This window comes from Sodalis ligni, assembly GCF_016865525.2.
Taxonomy (GTDB): domain Bacteria; phylum Pseudomonadota; class Gammaproteobacteria; order Enterobacterales; family Enterobacteriaceae; genus Acerihabitans; species Acerihabitans ligni.
In genome coordinates, this window is the sequence record NZ_CP075169.1 from 1,174,475 (window position 1) to 1,200,785 (window position 26,311).

The following is a 26,311-nucleotide window of genomic DNA, read 5'->3' on the forward strand; positions in this document are numbered from 1 at the left end:
GCGCGCTCTCCCTTTAACACGCTCGTTGCGCGTTCGGTGATGGCGGGCCTAGCGTGCCATGGGGCGCTTCGGCGGGCGGTAAAACCACGCCCGCGTCGGCCCCATTGGCGCGCTCTCCCTTTAACATGCTCTTTGCGCGTTCGGCGATCGCGGGCCTAGCGTGCCATGGGGCGCTTCGGCGGGCGGTAAAACCACGCCCGCGTCGGCCCCATAGGCGCGCTCTCCCTTTAACATGCTCGTTGCGCGTTCGGTGATGGCGGGCCTAGCGTGCCATGGGGCGCTTCGGCGGGCGGTAAAACCACGCCCGCGTCGGCCCCATTGGCGCGCTCTCCCTTTAACACGCTCGTTGCGCGTTCGGTGATGGCGGGCCTGGTTTATGGGGCCGGTTTGATTTCCAGGTGTTCAAACACAAATTCACGCATGCAGCTGATGGCGTGTTTATATTTGAATTTGGGGAACATTACGGTGCGGAATAATACGCCGTCGAGAAAAGTTGAAATAAACATCGCCATATCCACCGGATTGACATCCCGGAATACGCCGGCGGTTATGCCGTCTTTGAGAGTATTTTTCAGTATCACGGACTCTTTTCATAGAATTTCCGAATAGCTTTATCTATTTCGGGGTGCGTCCGTTGGTGCCGGCGTAATCAAGACTGATTTTGGCCAGTTTTGCAGTAGGTAAAATTGTAAAATATGAATCTGGATCCAAAGAAACAGTACGTCTTTAGGGTTTGAGGCGTTCATCTTGATGGAGTCAAATTTCTCAAAGGCCTTTTCTACCGTGGATTCAATGACTTTTAGAAACAGATTTTCTTTGGAGCCAAAATAGTAATAGATGAGCGCGGAATTAAGGCCGGTGGCCTCGGCAATGTCTTTTATACGTACCGATGAGTAATTTTGCTTGGCAAATAATTCCAGCGCCGAGTCCTGTAAGATATTGGCTACATCGTTTTGAGCATGCTTACCATTTTTGATTGTGGATTTTTCGTTGGTTTCACTGTTTTTCATAGAAGATGCCGCGGCCGGTGCCTGCTGTTCCCGTCACGCAACATGACGAGGTGGACTCAATGGCTAAATTCTACCATAGCCAAGAAATCATCAACAAGTTAACTATTTGATTAATTAACACCTACCTTAGCTTTGCGTTGATAAGGAAAAACCATGGCAGATTATGAACGTTATGCGCTGGGCAACTTCCGGCTTCAATCCGGAGAGGTGCTTGATGACGCCGTTTTGGCTTACGAAACCCACGGGACCTTGAATAGCCGGGGGGACAATGCCGTGCTGTTGCCGTCGTGGTATACCGGTACCCACCGCTCATGGCGTTCAATCATCGGTGCGGGCCGGGCGCTGGATCCGGCCCGTTATTTCATCATTGCGGTGAATATGTTTGGAAACGGTATTTCCAGTTCGCCAAGCAATTCACCACGCCAGGGCGGGGCGGGTTTTCCCGCCGTCAGCGTGGGGGATAATGTCCGCGCGCAATATCAACTGCTGACGGAACATCTGCGGGTTAGGGAACTGGCCCTGGTGGCGGGCTGGTCAATGGGGGCGATGCAGGCGTGGCACTGGGCGGCGGTATACCCGCAACAGGTAAAAGCGTTTCTGTCCATTTGCGGCAGCGCACGCTGCTGGCCGCTGAACTTTGTCTTTCTCGAGGGCGTGAAAGCCGCATTGCTGGCGGACGCGGCCTTTGATCACGGCAACTATCGCCAACCGCCGCGGGCCGGCTTGGCCGCCTTTGGCCGCTGTTATGCCGGTTGGGCCTATTCAGCGGCGTTTTATCGCGATGAATTATACCGGAACCTTAATTTTGCCACCGTGGAGGACCTGCTGCGGGAGTGGGAGCGGGATCACTGTCAATGGGATGCCAACGATCTGTTGTGCATGCTGGCGACCTGGCAGCAGGCGGATATCAGCCGGGATCCGGCGTTTGGCGGCCGGTTCGAGGAGGCGATAAGGGGGATTAGGGCCAGGGCGATTATCATGCCCTGCGATACGGATAGCTATTTTACCGAGGAGGAGGCGTTTAAAGAATACCGGCTGTTAAGCCGCGCCGTATGGCGTCCTATCCGGTCGCCATACGGTCATTGTGCCGGCGCTCCCGGCCGTTTTGCTGCTGAAACCGCGCTGATAGAGCAGGGAATGGCTGAGTTATTGCCGCAAAAAGACTGACGCCTCAATAAACGGGTAAATGCTTTGCGGCCGGCGCTATTCGATAATTTCCAGCTCCACCACCCGTCCCTGGTCAAACCAGGTTTCCAGGCCGGTGACGCGCAAGGGCAATTCACCTTCGATAACTTCGCCGATATAGGAGATAGGCAGCGGTTCTTCGGCGGTATCATCGCCGTACACCACGCAAAACTGCTGGCGGGGGCTGTAAAAGCAAACCGAGCCGGTGCACTTGCCGTATTTTTCACGGCGCATTTTCCCCACTTCTTCTGTTCTGAATTTATTTTCCCAGGGCGCCACGATAGGCATGGTAAAAAAGACCATATCGCCGATGAGCTTACCGTGCTGCAATACGCTTTTCATCGGCAGTTTTTTTCGCAGTTCCTTGACCAGATTAGGGACTTTATCTTCCCATACCTCGATAATGCAAATCGGCTGGTCGGCAACGTTCATTCTGAGTTTCATTCTGTTTCCTGTTATTTGAGGAGAAAAGGGATAAGAAGCAGATCAGGCCGGTTTTACCCGACGGAATCCATCGCCAAGGCCCCAGGGCAGAATAAAATCGACCCACATATGCAAACGGTTGGCATAGGACAATGCTGCATGGGACAAACGGCACAGTTCGTCCAGCGTGGTGCATTTGCAGGCGGTGTCCACATATAAATGAATCAGGCTGGCGGCGTGGGGCAGGCTGACGAAATCAAAAAAATCCGCTTTATAACCGATGATTTCTTTGATGATGGCTTGCAAGGTCGGCAGATCCGCTTGGGTATCTTCCGCCACCCTGATAAGCCCCCACAGCATTTCATCCGCCATGGTTCTCGCTTCGCCTTCGGCGAAAATGATGGTGCTGAGGTATTGTCCGCGCGATCCGGTATTCCGGGGGACGATGCCATTGCCCAGGTCTCGCACTTCAGCGGGCTGTTCAAACCAGATTTTCTCACGTTCCTCTTCGAAACGTTTTATCACTTCATCAACGGACATGTTGGTCTCCATTATCATGAAAAAGGCGTGTTAATTAATTAACTAATTAATAAGCAAGGAGTATGCCAACGCTCATGCGTGATTAATATCTATTAGAATCAGAATGTTGTGGTCGGCCCTGGAAAGGAGGATACGCGCCGGTTCGGGGATGTTTTACCATGGTGCATGGGTTGCACCCGGTTCGGGCGCATCGGTTCCGGTTGGCATGGCTTGGCTCTGGGAGGATGATCGCGCCCTTCGGGGAGGGGTTCACGGCCTGATTTACCCTATTGCTACGATCTGGCAGCCTGTCCCGACCGGGCGCGTTGTCAACAAGCCCAGGCCATCATCTTTTGAGATGACGGCCTGCCGTTATGGCCCCGCCGGGGGGAACCGCGATGGGTCAGCTACGGGCGTGGGCGGCCGCGCGCTGTACCAGCTCATGGTCCGGGCGAACGCCGGTATACAGAACGAATTGTTCCAGCGCCTGGATCGCGATGACTTCGGCACCGGTAATCACCGGTTTGTTTTGCGCCTGCGCGGCTTGAATCAGCGGAGTCCGCGCCGGCAACGCCACGACGTCAAACACGATTTCGGCCTGCGCTATGCGCTGCTCGCTAAAGGAGAGGACGTCTGCGCCGGCGCCGCCCGCCATACCCACCGGGGTAACATTGATCAGCAAGGCGGCGGGGGTTGTGCTGTCGTCCTCCTGCCAGGCATAACCATACAAATCCGCCAGCCGCCGGCCGGTTTCCTCGTTGCGCGCGACAATGGTGCCGTTGTGGAATCCGGCGTCATGGAACGCGGCGGCCACCGCTTTTGCCATGCCGCCGCTGCCGCGCAGGACAAAGGACGTCTGCGGATTGATACCATGCTGTTTTATCAACTGCGCAATGGCGATATAGTCGGTGTTATAGGCTTTGAGATAGCCATCGGTATTCACGATGGTATTGACGGAATCGATGGCTTTTGCCGAAGGATCAAGTTCGTCCAGATAGGGAATGCACGCTTCTTTAAAGGGCATCGACACCGCGCAGCCGCGGATTCCAAGTGCGCGGATCCCGCCGATGGCGGCCGGCAGATCCTGTGTGGTGAAGGCTTTATAGATGTAATTCAGATTGAGCTGTTCATAGAGATAATTATGGAAACGGGTGCCGAAATTACCCGGCCGCGCGGCCAGAGACATGCAAAGCAAAGTATCTTTATTGATATTCATGGCGGTTATCCTGTGTCTCTTTTTTTCAAGAATTGTCTGTTATGCCGGCATGTCGCTTAGATACAGCGGTGCCAAGTTGCTGCCCGGCCTGGTTTTATCCTTAACCGGCAGCATATCACATCGCTAATCCTTCAGGCACCGGCCGGCGAGCGATGTAGATTCGCCGTGCGGACTTCTGGCAGAACCGCAAAGCGGTACTACACTTCGAACATGGTCTGTTACTTCCACCCCGGACTCATACGAAAAGCAACGCCCAATACCTGTTTTAAATTTATGTGCCATCAGCCATTGATCCCAAAGGCGGGTTAATTATTGCCCGCGCCGGGAGCGATGCCTACATCGGCACGGGTTAAGGCAGCGGAAGTCGGAATTCGTCTAAATGCGCGCAGGAGAAGAATTGGATGGCCAAGGGATCCTCAAAGAAAAATGAAGTGGTTTTTCCTACCACCACAACCACCATGGCAAGCAAAGTCGATAACCAGGTGGAAATTACTATTGATGACAAAGGGGTGCGTATCGTCCACCCCAATTCAGATAACGATATTGTCCAGCGGCTGGACGCCGATCGCAAAACCCGCGTCAGGGAAGGCAAGCCGGTGCCCCTTGGCGCGACCTGGGACGGCCTTGGGGTGAATTTTGCCCTCTTCTCCGCCCATGCCACCAAGGTGGAACTCTGTCTGTTCGACGAGGAAGGCGTTGAATATGACCGCATCGAACTGCCGGAATATACCGATGAAGTCTGGCACGTCTATTTGCCGGATGCCCGGCCGGGTCTGCTGTATGGTTATCGCGTGCATGGCCCCCATTCCCCGGAGGAGGGGCATCGCTTCAACCCGGCTAAGCTGCTGCTCGACCCTTATGCCAAGCAGATCCGTGGAGAATTGAAATGGGATGATGCGCTGTTCGGTTATGATTTTAACGCCGACGATAAAGACCTGAGCATTGATGAACGGGACAGCGCGCCTTTCATGCCTAAGTGCCGGGTTATCGATCCGGCGTTTTCCTGGCCGGCGAACGGCAAGAGTTTTATCCCCTGGGAAAAAACCCTGATCTACGAAACCCACGTGCGCGGCTATACCATGCGCCATCCGGCGGTGCCCGAACATCTGCGCGGCACCTTTTCGGCCCTGAGCGTACCCCAGATCGTGGATTACATTAAGTCTCTCGGCGTTACCGCTATTGAGCTGATGCCGATCCATGCTTTCACCGACGATCGCCATTTACAGGAAAAAGGGCTGCACAATTTCTGGGGCTACAATACCCTGTGCTTTTTCGCCCCGCATCCGCAATACATGGCCACGTCGTCGGTATATGAATTCAAGCAGATGATAGCCACCCTTCATGCCGCCGGCATCGAAGTGATTCTGGACGTGGTGTATAACCATACCGCCGAAGGGAATGAACTGGGGCCGACCCTCTCTTTGAAAGGCATCGACAATGCCAGTTATTACCGGCTGTTTCCCGAAGAAAAGCGTTATTACATCAACGATACCGGTACCGGCAATACGCTGAATTTAAGCCATCCGCGGGTGCTGCAAATGGTCACCGACTCCCTGCGTTACTGGGCAACGGAGATGCAGGTGGATGGCTTTCGCTTCGATCTGGCCACCATCCTCGGGCGGGAGATTTACGGCTTTGACGAAGGCTGCGGGTTTCTGGATACCTGCCGCCAGGATCCGGTGCTCAGCCAATGTAAACTGATTGCCGAACCTTGGGATTGCGGCCCCGGCGGGTATCAGGTGGGCGGTTTTCCTCCCGGCTGGTCGGAGTGGAACGATCGGTATCGCGATTCGGTGCGCAAATTCTGGCGCGGCGATGAGGGCCAATTGGCGGAATTCACCACCCGGCTGGCCGGCTCGGCGGATATTTTCAACCACCGCGGACGAAAGCCCCATGCGTCGGTGAATTTTATCACTGCCCATGACGGTTTTACCCTCAACGATCTGGTTTCCTATGAGAACAAGCATAACGAAGCCAATGGAGAGGATAACCGCGACGGCCATAGCGATAATAATTCCGCCAACTATGGTGTCGAGGGGCCCACCGAAGACCCGGCCATCAATGCTTTGCGGCTGAGGCAGATGCGCAATATGCTGGCGAGCCTGATGTTTTCCCAAGGCACGCCGATGCTGCTGGCGGGGGATGAATTCGCCCGTACCCAGCAGGGCAATAATAACGGTTATTGCCAGGACGATGATATCTCCTGGGTGGATTGGAATATCACCGATAAAGGTGAATCGCTGATTCTCTTTACCTATCGGCTTATCGCGTTGCGGGATCGGTTCCCGATTTTGCATCGGGGACGTTTCCTCACCGGGCAGCGCAATGAAAAACTGGACATCAAGGATGTGACCTGGTTCCAGCCCAATGGCGAGGAGATGACCGAGGAGTCATGGGGTGATGCCCAGCTGAAAAGTATCGGTATGCTGCTGGACGGTCGTTCACAGCCCACCGGCCTGCTGCGGGTCGGCTCCCTCAGTACCGTTTTGCTGCTGTTCAGCGCTTCCCATGAGGATGTGGTGTATACCTTGCCGGAAGTGGCCCACGGTTACGGTTGGCGGCATATCTTTGATACGTTCCAGCCGGACGATATCAATGAGCACAGCTTCGGCTTCGGCCATAAATATACTTGTCCCTCCAGGACCGTGGCGCTGTTTGAGCTGGTGAATACCAAGACCACCATGGTGCGGGGATGAGGGCCGGTAGGACGGCGTGCTCCTTTACACGTCGGCTGCACGTCTGGCGATAGCGGGCATACCGTGCCATGTGGCGCTCGGTCGGGCGGGAAAACCACGCCCGATTCCACCACATCGGCACGCTCACCCTTTAACAGGTCCGTTGCACGCTCGGCGATCGCGGGTCTGGTTCGCCATGGGCCGACGCTACTCACAGGCAGACTGGCGAAGGGCCAGATATTCATCTTGAAAGATACACATCCGGATGGTGTTGCGGTATTCGCCGTTAACGAAAAATTCCTTGATCAATACCCCCTCCACTTTGAATCCCAGCTTGCTGTAGATGTGGATGGCCTTTTCATTCTCCTGGTCAACAATGAGGTAGAGTTTATGCAGGTTTAGCACCAGGAACCCATATTCCATGGCCAGCCGGGCGGCGATGCCGGCATAGCCATGCCCCTGATGCGTCGGATCGATCAAAATCTGGAATTCGGCGCGGCGATGGATATGGTTGATTTCCACCAGTTCCACCAGACCGATTTTGATGCCTTCCTTGTCGATGATAAAACGCCGCTCGCTTTGATCGTGAATATGCTTGTCGTAGAGGTCGTTCAGTTCCACAAATGCTTCATAGGGTTCCTCGAACCAGTAACGCATTACGCTTTCATTATTATCCAGCTGATGGACGAAATAAAGATCCTCGCGTTCCAACGGGCGTAATTTTATATTGTAGGTGTTAGAGAGTTTATTTTCTACGATCATAATTTATATATTAATAATAAAATAATAATGATTTTAATCGGGCCGGGGCGCTGCGTTTTAATGCTCCGCCGCGGTGGATGTCAGGTTAATAACTAATACTCCGGTGATAATAAGCGCCATGCCGAGTATAGCGTAAAGATCCAGCTTTTGATCGAAGAACAGATAGCCGGCAATGGCCACGAAAACGATGCCTAAGCCTGCCCAGAGCGCGTAGGCTATGCCCACCGGGATGGATTTGAGTACTAATGATAATAATAAAAAGGAAGTAATATAGCCGGCAATCACCAGAATGGAGGGATAGAGTTTCGTAAAACCCGCCGAGGCTTTAAGTGAAGTGGTAGCAATAACTTCGGATAAAATAGCGATCAGGAGATATAAATACGTCATAGGCATTAATCATTTTCTCTAACAAAGGCTGCCAATATTACCACGTTAATATGGAATGTGAAATTGACAATTTACCGCTGTTTTTAATATTCGGCAGGATGATTATTATTCTATAAAGAATTTGACGATTTATACCGCCGGCCTATTGATTCAGCCATATCGGCGTTTCCGGCCGGACCCCGCTGTGTTGGGGGGGCCGGCAGTGCGCACGGCGGCAGGGTTCCTCCGGGGGCAGGAGATTCCTTAAAATGGGAAGAAAACGGAGCTTGATGGAAATCATTTGCATCGTGCCGTGGCCGCCCGGGGAAAATGTGTAACAAGGTTCAAAAGCTTGGGACGGCTCACGGATCGACAATAAAACCGTCCCGGGGCTCATCCTCCGTTCATTTATGCCGATAAACCTTTACCCCTCTTCAAGGACGGTTTTGGTTATGAAAAAATTAGTACATTTACCTTTTTTGGTTCAAATGATAAGTGGTTTTGCAGTCGTTATTTTTATGATGCTTTGTTTGGGCGGAGTATCGTTGTACCACCTTAGCAATACCAATGCCCATATAGACGACTATCGCAACAACTGGCTGCCCGGCGTGCGCTACACCCTGGAGATGCGCGAAAATCTGGCGGAGCTGCGGTTGCAGCAGATACAGTATATCTCCTCGGCGACGGAGAGCGACCGCGAGGGGCATCGGGTAGAGCTCATGCAGGCGGTGGCCAACTATCGTCGTGCTCAGGATCATTATATTGCGTTGCACAGTCCGTTAAGCTCCACCCCGTTATTCAGCCAGATCATCGCCAATTTTGATCAGTTCAGCCAGGCGAATGATGAGGTGGTGAAAGCCATGAGCGCCGGCGATGTGACGTCGGCCATCCAAATCAGCGGTGATAATTCCCGCAAATACCGCACTCAGCTGATGATTGATCTGGCCACCATGGTGGATCGGGAAATCAGCGGCAGCAACAAGGCCGCCGACGAATCAAGCCAGGGGTATTTTATCGCCAAAACTTCTCTGCTGGGCCTGGGGCTGTTCGCCCTGGTGATTTCCGGCCTGCTGGCGACGGTCATCGCCCGAAATCTGTGGCGGCAGCTGGGCGGCGAGCCGGCTTATGCCACGGCCATTATGCGTAAAATCGCCGAGGGCGACCTGACCACGGGCATCCAGGTGAGGGCGAAGGACAGCGGCAGTTTGCTGGCGGCGCTGAATACCATGAGCCAGCAGTTGCGCGATACCATTAACGGTATCATCCGCGGCAGCGAATCCATTTCGGTGGCCTCGGGCCAGATTGCGCAGGGAAATACCGATCTTTCCCAGCGTACCGAAGAACAGGCGTCTTCGTTGATCCAGACGTCGGCCAATATGCAGCAGCTGACGCAAACCGTGCATCAGAACGCCGATAATGCCAAAGAGGCCAGCGAGCTTGCCACGGTAACGTCGCGTACCGCTTCCCAAGGCGGTAAGATCGTTGCCGAAATGCTGACCCAGATGCGCGATATTTCGCAAAGCTCGAAAAAAATCGTTAATATCATTTCTGTCATTGAAGGTATCGCCTTCCAAACCAACCTGCTGGCGCTTAACGCGGCGGTGGAAGCGGCCAGGGCCGGTACCCAGGGCAAGGGTTTCGCGGTGGTGGCCAGCGAAGTCAGGACCCTGGCGCAAAAGAGCGCCGACGCGGCCAAAGAGATTAAATCCTTGATTGAAGGCACGGTGGAGAAAATCACCGCCGGCTCCGACCGCGCCGATCATGCCAGTAAAGCGATGACGGAAGTGGTGGATTCGGTGGATAAAGTGGCCGCCATTATCCGTGAGATCGCCAATGCCAGCAGCGAGCAGCATTTGGGCATCCAGGAAGTGGGGCAGGCGGTTGCGCAGATGGATCAGGTGACCCAGCAAAATGCGGCGCTGGTTGAAGAGGCCGCCGCCGCAGCCCGGTCGCTTACCGAACAAGGAGAGGAATTGCGTAAAACCGTCAGCTTTTTCCAGACCGCCTGATTGGCGGTCCGGCCAAGCAGAGGTAATCATAAGGACAGCGGTATGCCGGTAGAGCATTATCCCTATGTATCACAGTGGTCCGCGCCGGGACTGAATCAGCGAATACTGGCCGGCGCCGATCCCTGCGGGGATCCGGATTGGCGGGAACAGTCCGGCTTTAGCGATGCCCAGGAGTACCGCTTCTGGTCCTGGCGAATCTGCGGTATCGCCTGTTTTCAATCGCTATTGCTATACCGGCGCCGGCACGGGGCGACGCCGAACCCGTCCCTCTGCTCGCGTTATGCCATCTGGCGCCATGCCATGGCGGCAAAAGCCTATATTCCGCAGCCGGACGGCTCGGTTAAGGGGTTGATTTATGCCCCTTTTGTGGCGATGATCGTACGCCTGTACGGCATTTCGGCCCGGGTGGATACCGCCATCAGCCGGGAGAGCCTGGCGGACTGCCTGTCAAGGGGGATGCCGGTAATGGCGTCGGTTTCGCCTAAGATCCGCCATGCCGACGGATACAATAGCGATCCCGGCGCAAACGGCGGCCATTTGGTGTTGTGCTACGGGCTGGAGGGGGATCGGGTGTGGTTCAATAATCCCTCGGCCACCGAGACGGCCCCTTACCACTCTTCACTGCCGCTGGACGCGTTTTTTTCCTGGTGCGCCGGCCGGGGCGTGGTGTTTGACGCGGCGTCCTGCCCCGCTTCGACCTAAGGTTAATCCTCTCGCGCCGTCAGGTATTGGTACCGGCGGCGGCAACCACGGGGATAGCCGTGCCGGCGCCTCCGGCAACGTCTCATTCATCAAGCCCTAACGGCCGGAAGCCGGTTTTCGTTTTACCGGCTGCGGTTTGCGCGAGACCGATTCCCCCGCGTTGGCGGGCAATCGCAGCAGATCCACCAGGCCGATAAGCGACATCAGGGTAATCAGCACAAACGCCAGCCGATAGCTGATGCCAGGCAAATCCCCCATACCCAAGAGCGGCGCCGCTTTCTCTCCGATCCGCACGCCGATGGCGCCGATGGTGATGCCCATGCCGATGGAGAGCTGCACCGCCGTACTGAACAGGGTATTGGCATAACTCATGTCGCTCTGCGGGATATCGGCGAAGGCCAGGGTGCTGATGCCGGTAAATTGCATCGATCGGCAGAGGCCGCCGTAAAACAGTACGCTAAGAATGACCCAGCTCGGCGTCGTCGGCGTCAGAAAGGCGCAGGCCAGCAGCGACAGCGCCCCAAGGGTGCCGTTTACCAGCAGGACCTTGCGGAAACCGAAGTGCCGGATAAGCGGCGTGGTGGCGGGTTTCATCGCCAGGTTGCCGGCAAACACCGCCAGCACCAGGGAACCGGCATGGAACGCGTCCATGCCGAATCCCACCTGGAACATGATGGGCAGTAAAAACGGCACCGCGCCGATGGCCATGCGAAATAACGAACCGCCGCCGAGAGTCACCCTGAAGGTCAATACCTTAATGGAATTCAACCGGATCATCGGGTTTTCGGCCCGCTGCAAATGGCGCAGGGTCAAAAACAGGGCCAGCAGGCCCACCAGCAGATACAGCAGCATGTAAGGCCAGGGGGCATCTTGCCGGCCGGTCAGTTCCAGTCCGTAGACCAGGCTGAGCATCGCGATGCCGCTGGTGACAAAACCAATCAGGTCAAACGGCGGCCGTACCGTGCGGGGCGGGTTGGGAATAAGCTTCCAGGCGGCAAAGATGGCCACTATTCCCAGGGGCAGGTTGATAAAAAAGATCCAGCGCCAGCTTGAGTAGTCGGTAATAAACCCCCCCAGGGGCGGCCCCAGGATCGGCGCCACCAGCGCCGGCCAGGTTAACGTGGCGATAGCTTTGATCAACTGCGGTTTAGGCGTGCTTCTGAGCACCGCCAGGCGCCCCACCGGCACCATTAATGCGCCGCCGGCCCCTTGCAGGATGCGCATCAGGACAAATTGCGGCACGTTTTGCGTCAGGCCGCACAGCACCGACGACAGGGTAAAAATGGCCAGCGCGACGGTAAAGACCTGCCGGGAGCCGAAGCGATCGGCGATCCAGCCGCTGGCGGGGATCAATACCGCCAGCGTCAGCAGATAGGCGCTCATGCCGATATTCAGATCCACCGCGGAAACGCCGAAGGTCACGCCCATTTGCGGTAATGCGGTAGCGATGACCGTGCCGTCGATATACTCCATAAAAAACGCGCCGGCTACCAGCAGCGCCATGCCCGATATCCCGCCGGAAGACACCTGTTCAGGCGGGTTATCCGCTGTGTCGGCGTCCCTAATCTCCGTCAACGCGGAAGTCGGTTGTTTCTCATTCGCCATTGCCTGCTCAAATCCTTAAAACACGTTTTTACCTACCCGTCGGTATCAGAATACCGGCAAACCTGACCCGCTTCGCGCGGGGTATGGATATTACTTTACCTCCGGGGAATAATTTGTCATACAAAAAAATGAGTGATTATACCAGTGAGCATAAAGAGGTAGGACCGGCAACAACCGTGCCGGTGTTTTCGGGCGAAAGGAGAAAGGTTAACCCGCCGGTTTGCCGGAATCGCGGCGGGTCTTGACCACCGGCTCCAGATTGCCGGCGGAGTGCCTGCCGGCGGTGATGGATTTGCCCACCATGACTATCATGACCGCGAGGATAATAATACCCAGCGCCGTCCATTCCGTCCCCGTGAGACGTTCACCGGCGAAACCCATGCCCAGCAGTACCGCCACCACCGGATTGACATAGGCATAGCTGGTGGCCAGCGCCGGACGGGCGTGTTTGAGGAGGAACATATAGGCGCTGATGGCAATGATTGAACCGAACAGGATCAAATAGCCCACCGCCAGAATACCGGGCATATCCGGCATCCGCACCAGCCGTTCGCCGCTGATGCGGCTGGCGCAAAGCAGTACCGTCCCGGCCACCAGCATCTCCATTGCTCCGGCCATCAAACCTTGCGGCAGCTGGAGTTTGCTTCCCCATATGGAGCCGAACGCCCAGCTGATGGAGCCGACGATCAACAGCATAGCTCCCAGCGGATGTTCAGTGAGATTGCCGGACGTATTCAACAAGATAATCCCCGCCAGTCCGGTGGCAATGCCCAGCCATTCAAGCCCGGTGGCGCGGATGCCCCACAGGCTGCCAAAAGCCACGGTGAACAGCGGCACGGTGGCGACCACCACGGCGGCAATGCCGGACGGCACCTGCATATGCTCCGCCACGGTGACCAGCCCGTTGCCGATGGCCAGCAGCAATATGCCTATCGCGCCGGCGTTCACCGTCTGGCGCAGGGTGGGAAGACGGTCGCCTTTAAGCAGCAGCACCGTCAGCAACAGGGCGCCGGCCAGGAAAAACCGGACTCCGGCCATCATCAGCGGCGGCCAGGCGCCGACGCCGACGCGGATAAAATAATAGGTGGAACCCCAAATGACATAGAGCGTAAACAGGGCCAGGGCGAGTTTGAAACCGGGCGAATCCTTTAAGCGCATTTTTTTTCCTGTAAATGTCTGGCAATTGAATCCTAACTTAACCTATTTTATTAGCACTCAATGAGGTATTTATGCACCGTTTACCCGATGAAAGCACGGGAAAACCACCAATATACCTTCGATTCAACGTTCAACGGCCGGCGGACAAAATATGGATAAATTCGACGAATTGATATTGCACGCGCTGATGGAAAACGGGCGATTGAGCTATGCCGAGCTGGCGCGCCGGGTGAACCTTTCACCGCCGGCGGTGGCCGAACGCGTGGCCAAGCTGGAAGCAAAAAAAGTCATCACCGGCTACCATGCCCATATCAATCTGGAAAAAATGGGGCTGGATATCTCTTTTATTGTTGAACTGCGTCTTAATCATAACCACTGGCAGAATATCCTGCAGGCATTGACCCAGATGCCGCAGATTTTGCAGTGCTACCGGGTCACCGGCGAAGCCTGCGTGATGATAAGGGGCGCGGTGCGCAATATGGCGGCTTTGGAAGCTTTTATCGAAGAAGTCAGCCGTTTTGGGGCCACCAAAACGTCCATCATCCTGTCGGCACCGGTAGAACGTATCGCGCCGCTGTCGCTGAGCTAATTGCCGAAGGTAAAAACGCTTTCCGGAAAAACGTGATATGCATCACATAAATTTGACAGGCCATTCCCTTTTGCTTAGTATGAAAAATGTGATTTACATCACAAATTAATAGCTAATTCGAGGAATCTTCCATGAAAGTGCTGCGCAAAATGAAAGCGTTTTTGAAGAAGCAAGGCGATATACATGCACAGGCCGCCAGGCTCGCCATGTTTTAACCAGGCGCATTCACGCCTATTCCAGTTCGATGATCTCATGACGCCCGCTTAAGATCGGCCCGCTGAGGATTTTGTAGCCGTCGCGGTCGAAATTTTTCGCCACTTTATTCAGGGCCGCGGCGTCGGACAGGTTGTTTACAGACCCCAGATAATACCAATTGTTCACCACGTGGATTTGGCGAAAACCCGCCCCCTGCTCCACCAGGCCTATTGCCCCCGCATAGGGCCAGCTGAATATGCGCATCTGCTGCAGCGCGTCCATCAGGCGAAGATGATGCTCCTGCGGCGTCTCCTTACCGCAGCAGGCCCCGGCGCAGCGTCCGAGATGAAAGCGGAAACAGGGGCGGCCGTGACTGATCCTTTCCAACCCCAGCAGGCTGTAACATAAAAATTCGCTGTCGCCGATATCCAGCAGCCTTTGCTGCGCGGAATGGCGGTTGGAGAATAGCCCGTATAAATCCGCTGCGCGGGCGAAGTCTATCTCCTTGGCCGAGACAATAACCGGCATACCGTTCACCAATTGGATGGAGCAGAGCTGGCGGCTGCGCCGCAGCCTCTTGTTATGCAGCGGCTGATATTGCTTGATCATCTGCGCCTCCAGCAACAGCGCGCCGATTTCTCCGGCGGTGGGATAATAGCTGACGCGCCGGGCCTGGCGCAGCATGCGCGCTTCCTCGGCGGTACGAAAATGGGACATCACCCGGCTGCGGATATTGATGCTTTTACCGATATACAGCGGCATGACGTCGCTGTCGCCATGGAAAACGTACACGCCGGGGGCGGCGGGGAGACTGTCGATAAATGAACGCAGATGTTCCGGATACTGATAAATCTCGGCGGGATCGAATTCCCGCCGGACGGTGGTGAGACGCTTGCGCACTGAATAAAACCCGCTCTACTGTTGTTTTGTACAGCATAGCAGGTTATATTTTAACATAACAGCCTAAAATATCGCCGGCAGGGTAGAAAATGAGCATATCCTGCCGGAAAATCCACGCTGACGCTATTGCCGGCTAGGGCAAGCCATCTGCCGCCCGGTTCCGCCTGGGGAAGGCAGCGCGGACGCCATCAGTGCTTATGCCCGTGATCGTGGCCACCGCGGAGCGTTGGGGACGGGTTGGCGTCAACCGCCAGTTCCGCCGCCTCCAGCGGAATCAGGTTGATGCTGCCGTGGCGCACGCCGGTCTGGGCAATCACCGACTGGGCAAACTCAGTCAGTTGCCGCAGCGGTCCGCGCAAAATAGCGGTTTCCACGCATTCGTCATGGCTCAGATGGGCATGCATGGTGGAAATGGTCAGTTCATGATGATCATGCTGAAGTTCGGTAAGACGGGCGGACAGCTGGCGTTCGTGGTGGTCGTAGACATAGCTGAGTATGGCAATAAAGGGCGTATTCACGTCGCTGGCGGCCACCTGGCGTCCCAGCTCGCGCCGCAGCATATCGCGGAAGGCTTCGGAGCGGCTGGCGTAGCCGTTGCGCCGCATTAATTCGTCGAAAGCGAGCGCCAGCTCATCGTCCAGGGAAAGGGTCAAACGTTGCATGTCTTTGTTCCGGGTTAAAGGCTATAAGCCAGTGTGAAACATTTTTATCCCCAATCATAGACGCAGTATGTTAAATGGTGACCAATCCCCGCACTCCTTCCGCCTCCATATCCGCTCCGCGCCCGCGCTGCACGATCTGGCCGCGGGACATGACCAGATAACTGTCCGCCAGGGCGGCGGCAAAATCATAAAACTGTTCCACCAGTAAAATGGCCATATCTCCCCGGGCCGCCAGGGTTTTGATGACGAGGCCGATCTCCTTGATAACCGAGGGCTGTATGCCTTCAGTGGGTTCATCGAGGATCAATAATTGCGGCCGGCAGGCCAGGGCGCGGGCGATGGCCAGTTGCTGCTGCTGGCCGCCGGAGAGATCGCCGCCGCGCCTTTGTTTCATTTCAGCCAGTATGGGAAACAGCGAATAGACTTCCGCCGGCGGCTGTTTAGCCTGGGCGCCCGGAAAGCGCGATAAGCCCAGCAGGATGTTCTCCTCCACCGTCATGCGCGGAAAGATTTCCCGTCCCTGCGGCACATAGGCGATACCCGCCTGGACGCGCTGGTGGGTTTTGCGCCCGTTTATCAGCTCGCCCTGCCAGCGGATGCGGCCGGTTTTAACCGGCAGCAGTCCCATCAGGCATTTGAGCAGGGTGGTTTTACCCACGCCATTGCGTCCCAGCAGGCAGGTGACCTGGCCGACGCGCGCCTCAAACGACAGGCCGCGCAGGATATGGCTGCCGCCGTAAAACTGATTCAACTCTTCCACCTGCAGCATCCGGTTTCTCCCCAGGTAAAAATTTGGTTTCCCCGCTATCGCCCCAACGGAATGCGATTATCGCCCCAGATAGACTTCAATCACCTGCTCATTGGCCTGGACTTCCCGGAGCGATCCCTCCGCCAATACCTGGCCCTGGTGCAACACCGTGACATGGTCGGCGATGGTTTCCACAAATCCCATATCGTGCTCCACCACCATAAGCGAGTGCTTACCCGCCAGCGAGCGGAACAGCTCGGCGGTATAGGCGGTTTCGGCATCGGTCATGCCGGCGGCGGGCTCATCCAGCAACAGCAGATGCGGTTCCTGCACCAGCAGCATACCTATTTCAAGGAATTGTTTTTGTCCGTGGGACAGCATGCCGGCCGCGCGATGCCGCTCATGGCTCAGGCGCAGCGTCGATAGCATGGCGTCAATGCGGTCCCGCTGTTCGCTGGTGAGTTTATTGCGCAAACAGGCCCAGACCGATTTATCGGTTTTCAGCGCCAGTTCCAGGTTTTCAAATACCGTCAAGGCTTCAAATACCGTCGGCTTCTGAAATTTACGGCCGATGCCGGCCCGGGCTATTTGGGTCGGGCTGAGCCGGGTCAGATCGGTCTGCTGATCGTAAATGGCCCGGCCGCTCTGGGGACGGGTTTTACCGGTGATGACATCCATCAGCGTAGTCTTGCCGGCGCCGTTGGGTCCGATAACGCAGCGCAGTTCGCCGACGCCTATCTGAAAGGAGAGGGAGGTTAGGGCGCGAAAACCGTCGAAGCTGACGTTGATGTTTTCCAGCGACAGCACCGGGTCGCGCCGGTCCCGCCTGGCGTCCGCCGGATAGGTTTGCGTCAGTAGGCCTTCATTCATAAGCCCCTCCTTTTACGCAGCAGGCCGATGACGCCCTGGGGCAACAGCAGGGTGACCACGATAAACATCAGGCCGAGAAACAGCTGCCAATATTCCGGCATCGCCACCGTGAACCAGCTTTTGGCGCCATTGACGATGCCGGCCCCCAGCAAAGGGCCGATCAGGGTGCCCCGCCCGCCCAGCGCCACCCAGATCGCCGCTTCAATGGAGTTGGTGGGGGACATTTCCCCCGGATTGATGATCCCCACCTGCGGCACATACAGCGCGCCCGCCAGACCGCACAGTACCGCCGACAGGGTCCAGATGAACAGCTTGAAGCCCTTGGGATCGTAACCGCAGAACACCAGGCGGTTTTCCGCGTCCCGTATCGCCGTCAGCACCCGGCCGAACTTGCTTTGCGCCAGGGCGAAACCCAGCAATAAACTGGCGGCCAACAGCAGTACCGTTACCATGAACAGTGCGATCCGGGTGGACGTGGCGGTCACCGAATAGCCCAGTAGGGTGGTAAAACCGGTAAAACCGTTATTACCGCCAAAACCGGTCTCATTGCGGAAAAACAGCAGCATGGCGGCATAGGTCAGCGCCTGGGTCATGATGGAAAAATAGACCCCTTTGATTCTCGAACGAAACGAAAAATAACCGAAAACCAGCGCCAGCAGGCCGGGGGCCAGGATAATCAGACAGAGCGCCCAGGCGAAATGCTCGGTGCCGGTCCAGTACCACGGCAGTTGTGTCCAGGATAAAAAGGACATAAACGGCGGCAAACCGTCCCCAGCCGCCTGGCGCATAAGGTACATGCCCATGCCGTAGCCCCCCAGCGCGAAAAACAGCCCGTGTCCCAGGGACAGCAGCCCGGCGTAGCCCCACACCAGATCCAGGGCGATGGCCACCACGGCATAGCAGAGGATTTTACCCACCAGTGTCAGGGTATAGGTGGAGATGGCCAGCGGATGCCCCTCGGGCAGCAGGGCCAGCAGCGGGAAAATCACCAGCGCGATAAAGCCCAGTCCGGTGAGCGTGATGGCGATGCGCGGCGCTTTTTGCACCGCGGTTATGGTTAAGGGCTGGCTCATCAGTCAATCACCCGGCCTTTCACGGCGAACAGACCCTGCGGCCGCTTTTGGATAAACAGTACAATCAATGCCAGGATAAGGATTTTACCCAGCACGGCGCCGATCTCCGGCTCAAGGATTTTGTTGACGATACCCAGCCCGAACGCGGCCGCCACGGTACCCGCCAACTGGCCCACGCCCCCCAGCACCACCACCAGGAACGAATCGATAATATAACCCTGGCCCAGTTCGGGTCCGACATTGCCCAATTGGGACAACGCGACGCCCCCCAGGCCGGCGATGCCGGAACCCAGGCCGAAGGCCAGCATATCCACCCGGCCGGTGGGAACGCCGCAGCAGGCGGCCATGGCCCGGTTTTGGGTTACCGCACGGATATTCATACCCAGCCGGGTTTTATTCAGCAGCAGCCAGCACAGCGCCAGTACGGCGAGCACAAACAAAATTACCGCTATGCGGTTCCAGGGCAAGACCAGATTCGGCAGCAGTTGAATACCGCCGGACAGCCAGTCAGGATTGGCCACCTCCACGTTTTGGGCGCCGAACAGCATGCGGACTCCCTGGATAAGCACCAGGCTGATACCCCAGGTAGCCAGTAGGGTTTCCAGCGGGCGGCCGTAAAGGTGGCGTATCACCGTGCGCTCCAGCAGCATGCCGATGCCGCCGGTGACGGCAAAGGCCACCGGCAGGGCCGCCAGCGGATAAAAAGCCAGTAATTGCGGGGTAAACTGCTGCATCAGCATCTGTACCAGATAGGTAGAATAGGCGCCGAGCATTAGCATTTCGCCATGGGCCATATTGATTACCCCCAGCAGGCCGTAGGTAATGGCCAGTCCCAGCGCCGCCAGCAATAATATCGAACCCAGCGAGAGTCCGGTAAAGGCCTGGCCCAGCAGGTCTCCCAACAGCAGCCGATGCCTTACCTGTTTTAAACTGTTGATAGCGGCGGCACGGACCTGGGCATCGGGTTCGGTGTTAACGTTGGTGAGGGATACCAGACGCGCCTGGGTATCCGGATCGCCGGATTGGCCCAATAGCGTCACCGCCTGGAGCCGCACCTGGGGATTGGCATCGTTTAATTGCAGATTGGCCAGGGCGGCCAGCAACGCACCGTGCACCGACGGATCCTGCTCCGCTTTTAAACGGGCGGTCAGCAACGGCAACTGGTCCGCCTGGGCTTCCCGTTGCAATACCTTGGCGGCCTGTAGCCGCACGCGGGGATCGTTGCTGACCAGCTGATGAGCGGACAGCGCATTGGCGATAAGATTGCGCAGCCGGTTATTCAGCCAGACTTTTTTAACCGCGCCCTGCGGTTTGCCATCGCCTTCCATGGGCAACAGCTGCGTATCCCTTTGGATAAAAGGCCGGCCCGCCTCGTCGATAACCACCTCTTCCCGCCGCAATGACTCCAGCAACGGTAAACGCGAGGCATCCGGCGCCACGGACCAGTTTTCCAGCATCTTGGCCTGCATGCTGCGGTTTGCAGCGACAAAATCGGCGGCGGGACCGGCTAAGGCCCCCAGCGGCTGGCATAAGCACAATGCCAGGGCTACCCACCGTAATAAACGAATTAAACCGCTCATGATATTCACCCGTTCTGGCGCCGGAATAATCAGGCGCCGGCCACGCTCCGGCACCCATACCCTCTCGCTGGCTTTACTCAGATCACATGGCGCTTTTCACCGGATGATCCGGTTTTTTCTCATCGCCGGGAATATAGGGGCTCCAAGGCTGGGCGCGAATCGGTTTATCCGTCTGCCAGACCACGTTGAACTGGCCGTTATCCTCGATCTCGCCAATCATGACCGGCTTATGGAGGTGGTGATTGGTCTTATCCATGGTCAGCGTGAAGCCTGACGGCGCCGCGTAGGTCTGTCCCGCCATGGCCGCCCGGACCTTATCCACGTCCGTTGACTTGGCTTTTTCCACCGCCTGGGCCCACATATGAATGCCCACGTAGGTGGCTTCCATGGGGTCGTTGGTCACCACCGTAGCGGCATTGGGCAGATTATGGGCTTTGGCATAGGCCCGGTAATCGGCGACAAATTTCTTGTTGGTGGGATTATCCACCGACTCGAAATAGTTCCAGGCCGCCAGATTGCCCACCAGCGGTTTGGTATCGATACCCCGCAGTTCTTCCTCGCCTACCGAGAAGGCGATAACCGGAACGTCGGTGGCCTTGATGCCCTGGTTGGCCAGCTCTTTATAGAACGGCACGTTGGAATCGCCGTTAATAGTGGAAATGACCGCGGTTTTACCGCCGGCGGAGAATTTCTTGATATTGGCGACGATGGTCTGATAATCGCTGTAGCCGAAGGGGGTATAGACTTCTTCGATATCTTTATCCGCCACGCCTTTGGAATGCAGGAACGAGCGCAGGATCTTGTTGGTGGTGCGGGGATAGACATAATCGGTACCGAGCAGGAAGAAGCGTTTGGCGCCGCCGCCATCTTCGCTCATGAGATATTCCACCGCCGGGATAGCCTGCTGGTTAGGGGCCGCGCCGGTATAAAATACGTTCGGCGACATCTCTTCCCCTTCATATTGCACCGGATAGAACAACAGGCCGTTCAGCTCTTCAAACACCGGCAGCACTGATTTTCGCGATACCGAGGTCCAGCAGCCGAACACCACCGCCACTTTGTCCTGGGTTAACAGCTGACGGGCTTTCTCGGCAAACAGAGGCCAATTCGACGCGGGATCCACCACCACCGGCTCCAGCTGTTTACCTAAAACCCCGCCGTGGGCATTGATATCATCAATGGTCATCAGGGCCACATCTTTCAGCGGCGTTTCAGAAATCGCCATGGTGCCGGACAGTGAATGCATTATGCCGACTTTGATGGTATCCGCGGCCAGGGCGCCCCAACTGATGCCCATGCCGATAACGGTAGCGGAGAGGGCAAAGGCTTTAAGCAAACTACGTCGTTGCATACAATTCACTCCAAAATGAGTTGTGGATAAACATAAACGGCCCGTTGTAAAGGGTGACAATGTCTTTTGATGCCGCGATAGTGATTGCCGGTTCGGCCTGCCTGGCGTCCGGCGGTTACGCTTTGCCCCTGCGGTGGCCGGGGATGCATTGAGCAAAGCAAACGCCGTGCCAGATACCTCTGGTCTAGCCCACCGGCTTTTCTCCTCTTTACCATGGGCATAAAAAACCAGGCGTGCACCAGCGGCGGGCATCGATGCGGCATGGCGGGGCGGGAAGGCTATTTATCATCCAATCCGGGGGGAAAGAAGGGCTAACGGAGTGCAGAGGACCGATAAGATGTTATATAAACCGTGCAGAGCGGATAGGGCCTCGCGGTGTCGATCCCCTTATCTTAAGAGGTGCCGCTGGGGAAATTAGTAAGAGAAGCTAAACTTTCAATTGTCCCAAAAGGCACTTTTGTTCAGTGCTGATTTCTTCTTTGAAGGGTGCATGATGGCCGATTGACATGCTGATTGCCTGGGCTGGTGACGTGACGCCCCGCCATGGAACAGCGGGCGCAGGCGATTGGCGATTTGGCAGGGCAGTGAATTTTGAACAGATAATAATGCTATCAAAAACGCCCATAGCGACGAGAGAGAATTATTGCCGAGTTCAGGCTTTTAGACCATTGTGGTTTGCGTCAAACGTTGAGGGGTTTTTATTGCGGCCTAAGCCATATATAAAAAATTGAATAATCATATCAACCCCATAAAAAACATGATCCAATAAATCACAGCTCGGGCAATTTTTCATATCGTCCGAGCCGTGGCGTTACGCAAAAGAAATAAGGCATAACCTGGGGAATATATTAGCCGGCTATATTGACTTTCATCGTCGCCAATTTAGACAGTTTGATATCGGTGTCTTTTTCTTCCTTTAAGGTTTCAGCCAGCAGCGCCTTCCCTTCGCTATATTTCAACAGTTCAGCCAAAGCGCAAAGAGTGCCGTAGGTGGCAATTTCGTAGTGCTCCACCTTCTGCGCCGCGGCAATAAGTCCGGCATCGCGAACCGGGCCTTTTTCCACTTCGTCGATAATTTCTTGTCCCTCTTCAACCAATCCTTCCATTGCCAAGCACTTCATCCGCTTGATCTTTACATTAGGGGTCGCTTCCACCAATTTATCAATACGTTCTATCTGACCGTGCGTTTGCTCAAGATGCGCTTTGAATGCCGTGACCAACTCGGGATCTGTTGCGGCGCGGGCCATTTTCGGTAATGCGCGGGTAGTTTGCTTTTCAGCACTGTACACATCCGATAGGGCATGGATAAAAGGTCTTCCAGAGTTTTGATATTCATTTATGTCTCCGCGGCAGGTTTTAAAACATTAAATAAGAAAGGCCCTTTTCAATGAAAATCCCTTTATGATATAAGTTTAGTCAGAGAGTGATAATAAAACAAACAGTGGCGTTAATATGAGAGAGTGAAATGATAATTGCTATCATGAATAATAATAAATTCATGGAGTTGGCGCTGAGTTTTTATCAGATTTTCCCATTGCTAGAATAATAAATCAAGAGGTAGAAGATATTTAGAATAATGCAACCTAAAATATAAGCCGGTAACGGCCTATTTGTCGTTTGGACCATAGCCTCATGAGATACGAAAAAAACTTTTGTGACTTTTAGTTTTATCACCCTGGCGGGGCTTTTGGCTTTGCCGGCTTATGTAGCGCAGATGCAGCAGCGACGCCGTCGGCTGGATCACATTTTTTACTCGTGAATGAACGTCACAACCTTCAAGACGTTTAATCCTCCTTTCAGGTCTGCCGCCATCGCGGTAGGATAATTGAAGTAAGGCATAACATAAGCAGTGGCACTTTCAGTAACGTGCCGGGGAGAAGGGCGCGGATCGCGCTTTTATAGCCGCCGGCGAGCGTAACAGGCCCCGATAATTTAAATAAGGATGCAAGAATGGTTAATTTCAAAGAATTTATGCGTTTTTTCCGCGAGAAGATAAAGCACCCGCATAACGCCACGGTGCCGCACGATCCGGATATCACTTCATTGATATCCGCGCTGGGTGAGCAGGAAAATATCGTTGATGTGGATGCCTGTATCACGCGTTTGCGGGTGAAGGTCAAGGATTTGAGCAAGGTGGATACGGGGGAAATCCAGCATTTGGGCGCCGTGGGGGTGGTTGTGATAGGCCAGGAAATCCAGGCCATTTTCGGACGGCAATCGGATAATCTACGCCGCGAGCTGGCGGAACGTTTCGGCCTGGAGGACAAGTAGGCGCGAATCGCCTTCGATCCTGTTTGCGCTCCCCCTTTAATACGCCCGGTCCTTCGCCAGCGCCGGGCCGGTCAAATCGACCCATGGCTTCTTTCCGGCAAGAGGACATAATCGATAACGTCTTTGGCCTGTTCGGGCGGTTTGGTGCATTTCATCATCGGCAGTGGCGCGATAACCGTACCGCCGGCGGGAAAGATGGCCTTTCGTGGGTAACTCGCCCCGGACGGACGTGGCGGAACGGGGACAAAAAAATAAGGCGCAGAGCACGGCATCCGGTGATGGCTTAATACCGGAGCCTGGCCGCTGCGCCAAGGACAGGCGGGCGTACATATTGTTATTCTTTTTTGGACTTAATTGAAGCTGAAGTATAAAGAACCTATATGACGTTTTTATTGCCATGCCGCGTTGACGCTGTCCGATGACGGAATCATGAATCAAATTTGATAATTTTAAAAAGTGGTCATTTCAATGCACGATCCGCGATGGCGCAGGCGTCACCACTTTAGCCGCATTATATCGGCTCAATCTCCGCGGGCGATCCCGGCAGCGGCACATAGCGCTGCCATTGCCTGTCGATGAATCTAAAAATGAGCTGTTCAATGAAACGATCCTGTCCCGACTCGGAAAGTAAATGGACATGCAGTTCCCTTTCGCTTTCCTCCAGCAATAAGCCGACATAGATCGTTCTTAATGCAATATCGGCCCCTCGGGGCAAGGGGTGGCAACTTTGTTCCCACTGACTGACGATCGACGCGCCCACGCCCATTTTTCTCCCAGTTCCCTTGTTAATAGATTCATTTCGCTGCGTATAAAATACATCTCCCGTCCGGTCAGAGATCCCCGGCGATTAATTAATGCCTTGGCGATTAATCGATGTAAACCGGATTTATCTTCAATGCAGTAGGCGAGGTCCTTATTCATTTTCTCTTGCGCATAACCGTTGATGAGCCAAACAATTGATAATCCGCAATCTTTATAATGAAACATAATTTTCCTTATTAATAATGCATCCTGGTTAATTTGATGTGTAATCAATACTGGCGTGCCGGATAATGATCGCTAAAATAGCATGATTGAGCTCATTTAATAGCACGTGGATCATATAAGAAAAATTTTATAATTACAGTGAGCTGCCAGGAGGTAATAACACTCTTTCCCTCTTCTTGAAGAATTGGCTCAACAGGGAAGGGTATTTATTACAAACAGAGTAATTTGGGAACTATGTTTTTATAATTATATATTTTCTATAGATGGGTATTGTCTGCTTTCTGTCCAGGATACGCTCGGCGCGGGCGTTGAATTCGTCGCCGATGCCAATGATACCGCGCCCTATAGGCTTTGCCGCCGGCCGGCGTCCGCCGTTACTCTGTGGACGTCCATGGGTTGGCTAATAAGGCGGTACTGTCGCGATCCACCAGGGTGAAACCCACATCCATCATTACCGGCGGGGACGTTGTGTTACCCTTCAGCCGCTCCAGCAAAGCCGCGGCCGCCCGGCGGCCGATACCGGCACCGTCGATTCTTACCGTGGACAGCGACGGGAAGGTAAACGCGGCGAAATTCATATCGCCAAAACCCATGACGGCAAATTCACCGGGAACGTTTATTCCCTGGCAAGCGGCCTCGGTCAGCACGCCATGGGCCAGCGTATCCGATGAACAGACGATCATCAGCGGCCGCTGCCGCAATGGCAGCAGCGTCAGAAGGGCTGCCCGTCCCTGGGACAGCGCCGGCAATCCATGAAAGGTTTGGCGATGGCGGGGAGCTATACCGTGCAGCGCGAGCTCCCTTATGAAGCTTTCGCTGCGCCGATGGCCGCGCGGATCGTCCACTTCCACAATAGCAAAATCCCGATAGCCTTTCGCCAGCAGATGCTGCGCTTCCCGCCGTCCTATCTCCTCATGGGAAAAACCGATGAGCATATCAATGGGTTCTTCGGTCATATCCCAGGTTTCAACCACCGGGATGCCGGTGGATTGCAGTCGCCTACGGCTCAGTTCGGTGTGAATGGTACCGGTCAGGATAATGCCGTCGGGGCGGCGGCTGAGGACAACGTCAATCAATTCCTCTTCCTGCTCGGCATGGTAGCCGGAAATGCCGAGCAAGACCTGGTAGTCGGCTTTGGCCAGCCAGGTCGCTATGGCCTGGTAGGTATCGGAAAAAATCGGATTGGTGAGTACCGGCACGATGACCGCCACCAGCCTGGTGCGGTTGGATGCCAGCGAACCGGCGATTTGATTGCGCACGTAGCCGGTTTCTTCAATCACCTGCCGTACCCTCAGCAGCGTGGCTTCTTTAACCTTGCCGGGCTCGTTCAGTACGCGTGAAACGGTAATGGGCGCCACGCCCGCCAGACGGGCCACTTCAAATACGGTAACGCCCTGGGTTGACCGGGCACTGACATTGCGGGGTTTTTGCGGCTTGGGCATGGGGTTGCTCGGA

The 26,311-nt window shown here is 55.3% G+C and carries 25 protein-coding genes and 1 pseudogene; 6 read left to right on the forward strand and 20 right to left on the reverse strand.

The features are described 5' to 3' along the window. Window positions 1-374 precede the first annotated feature (374 nt). Both GTU79_RS30085 and GTU79_RS30090 read right to left on the reverse strand, forming a co-directional pair. A complete protein-coding gene (locus tag GTU79_RS30085; RefSeq protein WP_253073491.1) occupies window positions 375-581 on the reverse strand; it encodes a hypothetical protein in 207 nt (68 codons plus the stop codon). 30 nt (window positions 582-611) lie between these two features. Beyond that, a complete protein-coding gene (locus tag GTU79_RS30090; protein WP_253073492.1) occupies window positions 612-1,010 on the reverse strand; it encodes a TetR/AcrR family transcriptional regulator in 399 nt (132 codons plus the stop codon). A 153-nt stretch (window positions 1,011-1,163) separates the two neighbouring features. On the opposite strand from GTU79_RS30090, the gene GTU79_RS05480 reads away from it, so the two are divergent. Beyond that, window positions 1,164-2,177 (forward strand): alpha/beta fold hydrolase, encoded by a 1,014-nt coding sequence (locus GTU79_RS05480; RefSeq protein ID WP_203522628.1) that lies wholly within the window; start codon window positions 1,164-1,166, stop codon window positions 2,175-2,177. A gap of 36 nt (window positions 2,178-2,213) precedes the next feature. Here GTU79_RS05480 and GTU79_RS05485 read toward each other — a convergent pair whose 3' ends face one another. From GTU79_RS05485 to GTU79_RS05495, 3 genes are all read right to left on the reverse strand, one after another. Further along, window positions 2,214-2,639, reverse strand: coding sequence for a hypothetical protein (locus tag GTU79_RS05485; RefSeq protein WP_132923168.1), 426 nt, complete (start codon window positions 2,637-2,639; stop codon window positions 2,214-2,216). 42 nt (window positions 2,640-2,681) lie between these two features. Further along, window positions 2,682-3,158 carry a cucumopine synthase-related protein gene (locus GTU79_RS05490; protein WP_132923167.1) on the reverse strand — a complete coding sequence of 159 codons (477 nt, stop codon included), beginning with the start codon at window positions 3,156-3,158 and terminating at the stop codon, window positions 2,682-2,684. Window positions 3,159-3,540: 382 nt separating this feature from the next. Beyond that, window positions 3,541-4,353, reverse strand: coding sequence for a shikimate 5-dehydrogenase (locus GTU79_RS05495; protein WP_203522627.1), 813 nt, complete (start codon window positions 4,351-4,353; stop codon window positions 3,541-3,543). 554 nt (window positions 4,354-4,907) lie between these two features. On the opposite strand from GTU79_RS05495, the gene glgX reads away from it, so the two are divergent. Next, on the forward strand, window positions 4,908-7,049 hold the full coding sequence (glgX, locus tag GTU79_RS05500) for a glycogen debranching protein GlgX (RefSeq protein WP_420854167.1): 2,142 nt from the start codon (window positions 4,908-4,910) through the stop codon (window positions 7,047-7,049). A gap of 186 nt (window positions 7,050-7,235) precedes the next feature. Here the strand turns inward: glgX and speG are convergent, their stop codons facing one another. Further along, complete coding sequence (gene speG, locus GTU79_RS05505) at window positions 7,236-7,790, reverse strand: spermidine N1-acetyltransferase (protein ID WP_203522626.1); 555 nt, start codon at window positions 7,788-7,790, stop codon at window positions 7,236-7,238. 57 nt (window positions 7,791-7,847) lie between these two features. Then, on the reverse strand, window positions 7,848-8,177 hold the full coding sequence (locus GTU79_RS05510) for a DMT family transporter (protein WP_132923163.1): 330 nt from the start codon (window positions 8,175-8,177) through the stop codon (window positions 7,848-7,850). Window positions 8,178-8,608: 431 nt separating this feature from the next. Between GTU79_RS05510 and GTU79_RS05515 the strand changes: the two genes are divergently transcribed. After that, the gene (locus tag GTU79_RS05515; RefSeq protein WP_203522625.1) at window positions 8,609-10,165 is read left to right on the forward strand and encodes a methyl-accepting chemotaxis protein; all 1,557 of its coding nucleotides are present in this window, start codon (window positions 8,609-8,611) and stop codon (window positions 10,163-10,165) included. A gap of 42 nt (window positions 10,166-10,207) precedes the next feature. Further along, a complete protein-coding gene (locus GTU79_RS05520; protein WP_203522624.1) occupies window positions 10,208-10,867 on the forward strand; it encodes a C39 family peptidase in 660 nt (219 codons plus the stop codon). A gap of 96 nt (window positions 10,868-10,963) precedes the next feature. On the opposite strand, the gene GTU79_RS05525 is transcribed toward GTU79_RS05520, so the two are convergent. Continuing rightward, window positions 10,964-12,370, reverse strand: a complete 1,407-nt coding sequence (locus GTU79_RS05525; RefSeq protein WP_243701587.1) for an MFS transporter — start codon at window positions 12,368-12,370, stop codon at window positions 10,964-10,966. A 309-nt stretch (window positions 12,371-12,679) separates the two neighbouring features. Continuing rightward, window positions 12,680-13,630 carry a drug/metabolite exporter YedA gene (yedA, locus tag GTU79_RS05530; RefSeq protein WP_203522623.1) on the reverse strand — a complete coding sequence of 317 codons (951 nt, stop codon included), beginning with the start codon at window positions 13,628-13,630 and terminating at the stop codon, window positions 12,680-12,682. Between the two features lie 151 nt (window positions 13,631-13,781). On the opposite strand from yedA, the gene GTU79_RS05535 reads away from it, so the two are divergent. Then, on the forward strand, window positions 13,782-14,219 hold the full coding sequence (locus tag GTU79_RS05535; protein ID WP_132923158.1) for an Lrp/AsnC family transcriptional regulator: 438 nt from the start codon (window positions 13,782-13,784) through the stop codon (window positions 14,217-14,219). 231 nt (window positions 14,220-14,450) lie between these two features. Here the strand turns inward: GTU79_RS05535 and cho are convergent, their stop codons facing one another. The 8 genes and pseudogenes from cho to GTU79_RS05575 all read right to left on the reverse strand — a co-directional run bounded on the left by cho (window position 14,451) and on the right by GTU79_RS05575 (window position 22,934). Beyond that, window positions 14,451-15,314: an excinuclease Cho gene (gene cho / locus GTU79_RS05540; protein ID WP_132923157.1), complete on the reverse strand. Its 864-nt coding sequence runs from the start codon at window positions 15,312-15,314 to the stop codon at window positions 14,451-14,453. A 188-nt stretch (window positions 15,315-15,502) separates the two neighbouring features. Beyond that, on the reverse strand, window positions 15,503-15,976 hold the full coding sequence (gene nikR / locus GTU79_RS05545; RefSeq protein WP_203522622.1) for a nickel-responsive transcriptional regulator NikR: 474 nt from the start codon (window positions 15,974-15,976) through the stop codon (window positions 15,503-15,505). A 70-nt stretch (window positions 15,977-16,046) separates the two neighbouring features. Continuing rightward, a complete protein-coding gene (gene urtE, locus GTU79_RS05550) occupies window positions 16,047-16,745 on the reverse strand; it encodes an urea ABC transporter ATP-binding subunit UrtE (protein ID WP_132923155.1) in 699 nt (232 codons plus the stop codon). 57 nt (window positions 16,746-16,802) lie between these two features. Continuing rightward, a complete protein-coding gene (gene urtD / locus GTU79_RS05555) occupies window positions 16,803-17,594 on the reverse strand; it encodes an urea ABC transporter ATP-binding protein UrtD (RefSeq protein WP_132923154.1) in 792 nt (263 codons plus the stop codon). Beyond that, window positions 17,591-18,667 (reverse strand): urea ABC transporter permease subunit UrtC, encoded by a 1,077-nt coding sequence (gene urtC, locus GTU79_RS05560; RefSeq protein WP_203522621.1) that lies wholly within the window; start codon window positions 18,665-18,667, stop codon window positions 17,591-17,593. Before urtC ends, urtD begins: the two co-directional genes overlap by 4 nt. Next, window positions 18,667-20,136: an urea ABC transporter permease subunit UrtB gene (urtB, locus tag GTU79_RS05565; RefSeq protein ID WP_420854168.1), complete on the reverse strand. Its 1,470-nt coding sequence runs from the start codon at window positions 20,134-20,136 to the stop codon at window positions 18,667-18,669. The genes urtC and urtB overlap by 1 nt, the downstream gene beginning before the upstream one ends. Window positions 20,137-20,329: 193 nt before the next feature. Then, the gene (gene urtA, locus GTU79_RS05570) at window positions 20,330-21,598 is read right to left on the reverse strand and encodes an urea ABC transporter substrate-binding protein (RefSeq protein ID WP_132923151.1); all 1,269 of its coding nucleotides are present in this window, start codon (window positions 21,596-21,598) and stop codon (window positions 20,330-20,332) included. Between the two features lie 848 nt (window positions 21,599-22,446). Beyond that, window positions 22,447-22,934, reverse strand: a pseudogene (locus tag GTU79_RS05575) (YciE/YciF ferroxidase family protein). A gap of 614 nt (window positions 22,935-23,548) precedes the next feature. On the opposite strand from GTU79_RS05575, the gene GTU79_RS05580 reads away from it, so the two are divergent. Continuing rightward, complete coding sequence (locus tag GTU79_RS05580) at window positions 23,549-23,869, forward strand: PTS transporter subunit EIIB (RefSeq protein WP_132923149.1); 321 nt, start codon at window positions 23,549-23,551, stop codon at window positions 23,867-23,869. Window positions 23,870-23,905: 36 nt separating this feature from the next. Here GTU79_RS05580 and GTU79_RS31290 read toward each other — a convergent pair whose 3' ends face one another. The 3 genes from GTU79_RS31290 to GTU79_RS05595 all read right to left on the reverse strand — a co-directional run bounded on the left by GTU79_RS31290 (window position 23,906) and on the right by GTU79_RS05595 (window position 26,298). Then, window positions 23,906-24,199: a hypothetical protein gene (locus GTU79_RS31290; RefSeq protein WP_203522618.1), complete on the reverse strand. Its 294-nt coding sequence runs from the start codon at window positions 24,197-24,199 to the stop codon at window positions 23,906-23,908. Between the two features lie 181 nt (window positions 24,200-24,380). Beyond that, complete coding sequence (locus GTU79_RS05590; protein WP_214513746.1) at window positions 24,381-24,635, reverse strand: hypothetical protein; 255 nt, start codon at window positions 24,633-24,635, stop codon at window positions 24,381-24,383. A gap of 595 nt (window positions 24,636-25,230) precedes the next feature. Beyond that, window positions 25,231-26,298, reverse strand: a complete 1,068-nt coding sequence (locus tag GTU79_RS05595) for a LacI family DNA-binding transcriptional regulator (RefSeq protein ID WP_132923147.1) — start codon at window positions 26,296-26,298, stop codon at window positions 25,231-25,233. Between the last annotated feature and the right edge of the window lie 13 nt (window positions 26,299-26,311).

Bases quoted from the DNA above. Each gene is read 5' to 3' on its own strand.
- GTU79_RS30090 (WP_253073492.1), bottom strand. From the start codon at position 1,010: ATGAAAAACAGTGAAACCAACGAAAAATCCACAATCAAAAATGGTAAG.
- GTU79_RS05480 (WP_203522628.1), top strand. From the start codon at position 1,164: ATGGCAGATTATGAACGTTATGCGCTGGGCAACTTCCGGCTTCAATCC.
- GTU79_RS05485 (WP_132923168.1), bottom strand. From the start codon at position 2,639: ATGAAACTCAGAATGAACGTTGCCGACCAGCCGATTTGCATTATCGAG.
- GTU79_RS05490 (WP_132923167.1), bottom strand. From the start codon at position 3,158: ATGTCCGTTGATGAAGTGATAAAACGTTTCGAAGAGGAACGTGAGAAA.
- GTU79_RS05495 (WP_203522627.1), bottom strand. From the start codon at position 4,353: ATGAATATCAATAAAGATACTTTGCTTTGCATGTCTCTGGCCGCGCGG.
- speG (WP_203522626.1), bottom strand. From the start codon at position 7,790: ATGATCGTAGAAAATAAACTCTCTAACACCTACAATATAAAATTACGC.
- GTU79_RS05510 (WP_132923163.1), bottom strand. From the start codon at position 8,177: ATGACGTATTTATATCTCCTGATCGCTATTTTATCCGAAGTTATTGCT.
- GTU79_RS05515 (WP_203522625.1), top strand. From the start codon at position 8,609: ATGAAAAAATTAGTACATTTACCTTTTTTGGTTCAAATGATAAGTGGT.
- GTU79_RS05520 (WP_203522624.1), top strand. From the start codon at position 10,208: ATGCCGGTAGAGCATTATCCCTATGTATCACAGTGGTCCGCGCCGGGA.
- GTU79_RS05525 (WP_243701587.1), bottom strand. From the start codon at position 12,370: ATGGCGCTGCTGGTAGCCGGCGCGTTTTTTATGGAGTATATCGACGGC.
- yedA (WP_203522623.1), bottom strand. From the start codon at position 13,630: ATGCGCTTAAAGGATTCGCCCGGTTTCAAACTCGCCCTGGCCCTGTTT.
- GTU79_RS05535 (WP_132923158.1), top strand. From the start codon at position 13,782: ATGGATAAATTCGACGAATTGATATTGCACGCGCTGATGGAAAACGGG.
- nikR (WP_203522622.1), bottom strand. From the start codon at position 15,976: ATGCAACGTTTGACCCTTTCCCTGGACGATGAGCTGGCGCTCGCTTTC.
- urtE (WP_132923155.1), bottom strand. From the start codon at position 16,745: ATGCTGCAGGTGGAAGAGTTGAATCAGTTTTACGGCGGCAGCCATATC.
- urtD (WP_132923154.1), bottom strand. From the start codon at position 17,594: ATGAATGAAGGCCTACTGACGCAAACCTATCCGGCGGACGCCAGGCGG.
- urtC (WP_203522621.1), bottom strand. From the start codon at position 18,667: ATGAGCCAGCCCTTAACCATAACCGCGGTGCAAAAAGCGCCGCGCATC.
- urtB (WP_420854168.1), bottom strand. From the start codon at position 20,136: ATGCAGGCCAAGATGCTGGAAAACTGGTCCGTGGCGCCGGATGCCTCG.
- urtA (WP_132923151.1), bottom strand. From the start codon at position 21,598: ATGCAACGACGTAGTTTGCTTAAAGCCTTTGCCCTCTCCGCTACCGTT.
- GTU79_RS05580 (WP_132923149.1), top strand. From the start codon at position 23,549: ATGGTTAATTTCAAAGAATTTATGCGTTTTTTCCGCGAGAAGATAAAG.
- GTU79_RS31290 (WP_203522618.1), bottom strand. From the start codon at position 24,199: ATGTACGCCCGCCTGTCCTTGGCGCAGCGGCCAGGCTCCGGTATTAAG.
- GTU79_RS05590 (WP_214513746.1), bottom strand. From the start codon at position 24,635: ATGGGCGTGGGCGCGTCGATCGTCAGTCAGTGGGAACAAAGTTGCCAC.
- GTU79_RS05595 (WP_132923147.1), bottom strand. From the start codon at position 26,298: ATGCCCAAGCCGCAAAAACCCCGCAATGTCAGTGCCCGGTCAACCCAG.